Source organism: Burkholderia sp. Ac-20384 (assembly GCF_017104605.1).
Lineage (GTDB): Bacteria > Pseudomonadota > Gammaproteobacteria > Burkholderiales > Burkholderiaceae > Burkholderia > Burkholderia lata.
Genome location: NZ_JAAGPE010000114.1, coordinates 21,013 through 27,804, shown reverse-complemented (window position 1 = coordinate 27,804; position 6,792 = coordinate 21,013). Strand labels below are relative to the sequence as shown.

The 6,792-nt window shown below is 68.7% G+C and carries 4 protein-coding genes and 1 pseudogene; 3 read left to right on the top strand and 2 right to left on the bottom strand.

Going from position 1 to position 6,792, the window contains the following annotated elements:
- A partial coding sequence (locus G3O00_RS21480; RefSeq protein WP_206144248.1) for a hypothetical protein occupies positions 1-333 on the bottom strand: 333 nt, incomplete at its 3' end.
- Positions 334-887: 554 nt separating this feature from the next.
- Between G3O00_RS21480 and G3O00_RS21475 the strand changes: the two genes are divergently transcribed.
- Both G3O00_RS21475 and G3O00_RS21470 read left to right on the top strand, forming a co-directional pair.
- On the top strand, positions 888-1,142 hold the full coding sequence (locus G3O00_RS21475; protein WP_206144247.1) for a DUF3562 domain-containing protein: 255 nt from the start codon (positions 888-890) through the stop codon (positions 1,140-1,142).
- 346 nt (positions 1,143-1,488) lie between these two features.
- On the top strand, positions 1,489-3,288 hold the full coding sequence (locus G3O00_RS21470) for a methyl-accepting chemotaxis protein (RefSeq protein ID WP_206144246.1): 1,800 nt from the start codon (positions 1,489-1,491) through the stop codon (positions 3,286-3,288).
- A 30-nt stretch (positions 3,289-3,318) separates the two neighbouring features.
- Here the strand turns inward: G3O00_RS21470 and G3O00_RS21465 are convergent.
- Positions 3,319-4,366: pseudogene (locus G3O00_RS21465) on the bottom strand (sigma-54 dependent transcriptional regulator).
- 409 nt (positions 4,367-4,775) lie between these two features.
- Between G3O00_RS21465 and G3O00_RS21460 the strand changes: the two are divergent.
- Positions 4,776-6,752, top strand: a complete 1,977-nt coding sequence (locus G3O00_RS21460; protein ID WP_206144244.1) for an ATP-binding protein — start codon at positions 4,776-4,778, stop codon at positions 6,750-6,752.
- The last annotated feature ends 40 nt before the right edge of the window (positions 6,753-6,792 follow it).

The following is a 6,792-nucleotide window of genomic DNA, read 5'->3' as shown; positions in this document are numbered from 1 at the left end:
CGTGCGGTTGCGCAGGCGGTTCGTGTGCGGCCAGCCGGGGCGTGCCTTGCGACGTGGCTCGGCAACGGCCGGCGCGTCGGGTGCGGCCCGCGCGCAGAGCGCCGCGGCGAACCGTTGCAACGCGAGAACCGAGCCCGCGACGCTCTGGTACTTTTCGCGGCCGATCTGCCCGTCGAGCGTGACAAGCAATCCGGCTTCGCGTGCGAGCGCAAGCAAGGTGTCGATATCGTCGGACGGAAGGTTGCCGGACGACCCGGCCTGGGTGGGCAGGGCGCGCGCGTTGCCCGACGCGCGCCGCTGGCCGTCCCGGCCCGGTAAGTTGCGATGTGTCATGGTTGGTCTCCTGCGCCAGGCCCCGCATGCCGGCTCGACGGCCGGCTGAGCGATGACCCGTATGAACGTTTCGTCCATGTCACCAGTATCGTGGCGCGCCCGTGCGCTGCCAAGCAGCGCGCGCTGAAGTCGCTGTCAGGTAATGCGCGGCGCCTATCGGAATCCGCTGACACGCAGGGCGGCCGATCGGCCGTCCCGGCGCCGATCCGGCCCGTTCGTTCCGACGAATGGGCAGCGCGTGACGGACGTCGCTTGACGCATGATTTCGGCCGGTCTAACTTCGCCACTGCATCGGCGTCGAGCAGCGTCCATCGTTTGCCAGTCAGTCGGTGTCGCGCCCCGGGGTGGCGTGGCAGGGCTTCCAGTCTCGTTCGCGGGCAGTTTGCGCCGCGAATCTTGCGCGGCCGGTTCGGGGACGGACCGGCACAGCGGCACGCAACGTGTCGTTGATCGCGCGCAAACACGCGCCGGCGCATCGCACGCCGCGCTGCCGTTCAGTCTTTAAGCTTCCGGTACCTACTTCTTTTCGTTCCTCGACCGTCAGGAGTCCGTCGATGTCCAAGGACAATTTGCTCGATTCACTCAAGGAAGCCGCCAAACAGCGCGCGATCGGTTCGGATCAGTTGCGTGAGATGCTCGACGACGAAGTGCGCGTACTGTCGTCCGACGCACGGGTGCATGACTACATCCACGTATTCGCGATCCGGCACCTGCGCGAACGGATGCGCCAGCAGGGCGATTTCGACCACGACACGCGGGCCGATGCACCGTCCGCCGACGCGGATCCACGTCCGAGCCATCGCCTGTGACGGGCAGGCGCCGCGGCTGATGTCGTGGCGCCTGACACCATCCATCACCGGGCCAGGGCCGGATCCTGATCGACCTTCATGCCTCCGTCGACAGCGAACCGGCCTGTTCCAGCGCCCTTTTGATTGCAGTGCCCGAGATCGCCGGCACCGTCGCCGCGTCCAGCGGCGGGCGTGCGCGCGTATCGCCTACCGGTGCAACCCTCCTGACGATTCGCTGACAACCGGCATTGCGTTTTGTCATACGTTTCACTGAATTGTCACAGCGGCCTCAAGTAAGCGGCGCGATTGCCGTTTACCCGGTGAATTCGTCCACCGGGCGTTCGCGCTCCCTTACCGAGTCGTTGCCATGTTCTCGTCCATCCGGGCCCGCATCCTTGCCGCGTGCGTTGCCATCGTCGTATTCGCGCTCGTCGCCACCACGCTCATCAACTACTTCATCGCGCACTCGTACAACGACGATGCGATCGACCGCAACCTGACCTCCGTCGCCAGCGGCCACGTGGTCGGGATCGCCGACTGGGTCGCCACCCGGAGCCGGATGATCGCGTCGCTGCAGGATGCCGCGCTGACGCCCGATCCGCTGCCGGTGTTCAAGCAGATGGCCACGGCCGGCGGTTTCACGAACGTCTACGCGGGCTACGCCGACAAGGTGTTCCACTTCTCCGACCCGACCGGCATTCCGCCCGACTACGATCCCACCGGCCGCCCGTGGTACAAGCAGGCCGCGCAGGCCGGCAAGCCGGTCGTCACGCCGCCGTACGTCGACGCCGGCACGGGCAACCTCGTCGTCACGTTCGCGGTGCCGATCCTGCGTGACGGCGCGCTGAAGGGCGTCGTTGCAGCGGACGTCTCGATGGACACCGTGATCGCGAACGTGAAGACGATCCACCCCACGCCCGCGAGCTTCGGGATGTTGATCGACAGCAACGGCCACGTCGTCGCGCACCCGGACGCGAAGCTCACGCTGAAGCCGGTCGCCGACGTGTCGCCCGAACTCGGCGCGACGAACGGCGCCACGATTGCGGCCGCGACCGCGCCCGTCGAGGTGACGGTCGGCGGCGACGCGAAGCTGGTGCGTGCGCGCCCGGTGCCGGGCACGGACTGGTACGCGCTGGTGTTGCTCGACAAGAACGAAGCGACGGCCGGGATGCGCTCGCTGCTGACCGCTTCGCTGATCACGCTGCTCGTGATCGTCGGGGTGGCGTCGCTGATCATCGGCGCGATCACCGCGACCGCGTTCCGCCGCCTGTCGCAAGTGCGCCAGGCGATGGCCGCGATCGGCTCGGGCGCCGGCGACCTGACGCAGCGCCTGCCGGCCGACGGCCGTGACGAGGTGGCCGACATCGCCCGCTCGTTCAACAGCTTCGTCGACAAGCTGAACGACGTGATGCGCCAGATCCGCGATGCAAGCGAATCGGTACGCACGGCCGCGAACGAGATCGCGGCAGGCAACCAGGATCTGTCGTCGCGCACGGAATCGGCGGCGGCAAGCCTCGAGGAAACGGCCGCATCGATGGAGGAGATCACCGCGACCGTCGGCCAGTCGGCGGCAGCCGCCGGCCAGGCGGACGAACGCGCGGCAGCCGCGTCGCGGATCGCGTCGCACGGCGGCGTGGTCGTGTCGGACGTCGTCGCGACGATGGAGAAGATCGAGGAAGCATCGGGCCGGATCGGCGACATCATCGGCGTGATCGACGGGATCGCGTTCCAGACCAACATCCTTGCGCTGAACGCGGCGGTCGAAGCGGCGCGCGCGGGCGAGCAGGGTCGCGGCTTCGCGGTCGTCGCGCAGGAAGTGCGCAGCCTCGCGCAACGCAGCGCGCAGGCCGCACGCGAAGTGAAGGTGCTGGTCGAATCGACGGTCGCGAGCGTGTCGGCCGGGTCCGGGCAGGTGCGTCAGGCGGGCGACACGATGCGCGAGATCGTGTCCAACGTGTCGAACGTGACGACGATCATCTCCGAGATCACGCACGCAGCGAACGAGCAGACGCGCGGCATCCAGGAAGTGAATCGCGCGGTCACGCAGCTCGACGAAATGGTGCAGCAGAACGCGGCGCTCGTCGAACAGTCGACCGCCGCCGCAACGGCGCTGCAGTCGCAGGCGAATGCGCTGGCGACCACGGTCGGGCGGTTCAAGGTCGCTTGACGCGGCTTGCGGCAAAGACGGCCGCGCCGCTCAGGAGCGGCCGTTGTCGCGCATCAGCGCGAGCCGGTTGTACAGCGTTTTCAGGCTGATCCCGAGCGCTTTCGCGGCGCGCGGCTTGTTGCCGTCGAAGTGGTGCAGCGTCGCGGCGATGAAGCGCTGCTGCGCATGGTGCAAGGTCGCGCCGAGCGGCAGCGCCATCGTGTTCTCCGACAGGCGCTCGGGCGGCATCGCCGGCTTCGGCAACGTGACGTCGATGCCTTCGTCCGCCAGGATGTACGCGCGCTCGATCGTGTTGTGCAGCTCGCGGACGTTGCCGGGCCACGAATATGCGCGCAGCGCGGCGATCGCCGCGTCGGTCAGTCGCTTGTGCGCGTGGTGCCGCGCGTTGAGCGCGTCGACGTATTCCAGTGCGATCGTCTCGATGTCGCTGTCGCGCTGGCGCAGCGGCGGGACGTACAGCGCAAACGCGGCGAGCCGGTAGAACAGGTCCTCGCGCAACCGGCCGTCGCGCACGGCTTCGGCCGGGTTGTGGCGCGTGGCCGACACGATGCGCACGTCGAGCGGAATCGGCTCGGTGCCGCCCACCCGCACGATCACATTCGACTCGATCGCCCGCAGCAGTTTCACCTGCAGCGGCGCGGGCATCTCCGCGATCTCGTCGAGCAGCAGCGTGCCACCGCGCGCGGCTTCGAAGATGCCTTCCCGTTGCGCGATCGCGCCGGTGAAACTGCCTTTCTCGTGCCCGAACAATTGCGATTCCGCGATATCGGGTGGAATCGCGCCGCAGTTCACGGGGACGAACGGGCCATCGCTCTGGGCGCTGAGATCGTGCAGCCGGCGCGCGACGATATCCTTACCGACCCCGCTTTCGCCGGCAATCATCACGCTGGTGCGGGTCGGTGCGATCTTTTCGATGCGGCCGAGCAGCGTGCGCATCGCGGTGGACCGGCCGGACAACCGGCGGCCGTCTGCACGTTGCTTCGACCTGTTTGCGGTTTCTCCCATTGGCATGGATCGGCATTGGCGGGGCCGTTTTGAAAATCGGCACCACGCGTTCCGTTGATTGCAATATTTTCATCGACAGCGAAATGGCCGCGAAGGTGCCGCAAAATAGAAATTTCCAATGTGCGCAGCGGGGACGGAAGGAACAGACCATCGATTCCTGACATGAATTGCGGCATTTCCGTGCGGTCCAGGGTCGTATCGGCGCTTTTTTACATCATTCGGATGAAAAAGCCGGTTGTGACCATCGTGCACCGATGCGGCCCACCCATCCGCCTGTGTCCAACCGTCCGCTGTAGCCCGGCCCGCAGGGCTGCCACTCGGCCAGGCAGCCGGCACGGCCCACCATCCGGCCATCCGCGGCCCGCGTCGGGCATGCCACTTGCTGATACCACCGGGCTCGCCCGGCACGCTCGACGGCAGGCCGGTTGGTCGACCAGCGGCGTGACGCCGTGCGACCGGAGCCGGCGCGAGGCAAGGATGCAATGAGGACCCTGACCCGAGAGCTGTTACGGCAGGGTGCATGGATCGTGCTGGCCGTCGGGCTGGCGTCCGCGCTGCAGGCGTGGGCGGTTCGCGTCGTCGGCGAGCACGCGCCATTTGCGCCGCTGCCTTTTTATGCAGGCGTGGCGGCAGCCGCATGGCTGACGTCGTTCGGCGGTGGCCTGGCTGCGGCCGCCGTGAGCGTGGCCGTGATCGGCACGCTGTGGTGGCGCGATGCGCCGCTGGCGACGCTGCTCGCGCAGGCGGGCGCATTCGTCGCGATCAGTTTCGTCGAGTGCGTGCTCGTGATGGCCGTGAAGCCGCTGCTTGCGAACGATCGCCTGCGCGAGCCCGATGACGACGGTGACGCCGATGCCGATGCCCGCGAGCCGCATCGCGAGCCCGTGCCTGACGACAGCCTGCTGCGCCGCGTGGTCGACGCTTCGCCCGACGCGATCGTCGGTGTCGATGCCGCCCGCCGGATCACGAGCTGGAATCCGGCCGCGCGGAGGATCTTCGGCATCGACGCGGCGCAGGCCGCCGGGCGCGACGTCGCTGCGATGATCGCGCCGCGCTGGTTGCGGCACCATCCGTTGCCCGCGTCGTTCGCGAACCTGCACGCGTCGGTCGGTCCGCTCGACGTATTGTGCGTGCGACGCGACGGCGGCCGTTTTCGTGCGACCTTCGCCGCCGCGCCGATGGTCGATGCGCAGGGCAACTGCACGGGCCTGTCGATGACGCTGCGCGATGCGCACGAACGCCGTCGCGGCGAGCGGCGCAACCTGCGTTCACTGCGCGGCGCCCGCGACGCGCGTGCACAGGCGGACACGTCGAACCGGCTGAAGGACGAACTGCTGGCCACGGTGTCGCACGAACTGCGTACGCCGCTGAACGTGATCTACGGCTGGGTCGAGGTGCTGCGCAACGTCGACGGTCAGGGGCTCGCGCAACAGGCGGTCGACGCGATCGATCGCAGCGCGCGGTCGCTGTCGCACATGGTGGCCGACCTGCTCGACGCGTCGTCGCTCGCGACCGGCCGGATGCGCCTCGAGCGCGTGCCGGTCGATCTCGTGCGGGTCGTGCGCGATGCCACCCGCGAACTCGACGCGACGGCACAGGCGAGCGGGCTCGAGCTGTCGACCCACTACGCGATGCCCACCTGCGTGATTCCGGCGGACCGCGAGCGCGTGCGCCAGGTCCTGTCGAACCTGTTGTCGAATGCGATCAAGTTCACGCCGCCGGGCGGCCGCATCGTCGTGTCGCTGGCCCGGGCAGGCGAGCGCGTGCGGCTGTCGGTCGCCGATACCGGGCAGGGCATTGCGCCGGAATACCTGCCGCACCTGTTCGAGACGTTCAGCCGGCCCGAACGCGCATTCGCGTCGCCGAAGCGCGGCCTCGGGCTCGGCCTGTCGATCGTGCACAACATCGCCCAGCTGCATGGCGGCGACGTCGTCGCGACGAGCGCCGGCCCCGGGCGCGGGACGACCGTCACGGTCACGCTGCCGGCCGGCTGGGACGTCGACGATCCGGCCGAAAGCCTGCTGCACGCGGCGGGCGCGCCGGAGACAGCGACGCTCGACGGCCAGCGCGTGCTCGTCGTCGACGATGATGCAACCTCGCGCGCGAGCCTCGCCGCGGCACTCGAAACGATGGGCGCGCAGGTGTCGACCGCGCAATCGGGGCACGACGCGCTCGACGTGGTGGAACGGCAGGCGCCGAACGTCGTGCTGTCGGATCTCGCGATGCCGGACGGTGATGGCTTCTGGCTGCTCGACCGCATCCGCCATTTGCCGGGCAGCAGCGGGCATCTGCCCGTCGTCGCGGTCACGGCCCACGCCGGCAACGCCGACCGGCACCGTGTGATGGCGGCCGGCTTCGACGCGTATCTGCGCAAGCCGGTGGACATGCCGACGCTCGCGAGCGTGATCGCCGACGTCGCGCCGGACGCCGCGCACGATCGGAAAGAGCGCGGCCGGTAGCAGCCGGCGTGGCCACTTGCCCGGTCATCGACGAGGCAAG

Bases quoted from the DNA above. Each gene is read 5' to 3' on its own strand.
- G3O00_RS21475 (WP_206144247.1), top strand. From the start codon at position 888: ATGTCCAAGGACAATTTGCTCGATTCACTCAAGGAAGCCGCCAAACAG.
- G3O00_RS21470 (WP_206144246.1), top strand. From the start codon at position 1,489: ATGTTCTCGTCCATCCGGGCCCGCATCCTTGCCGCGTGCGTTGCCATC.
- G3O00_RS21460 (WP_206144244.1), top strand. From the start codon at position 4,776: ATGAGGACCCTGACCCGAGAGCTGTTACGGCAGGGTGCATGGATCGTG.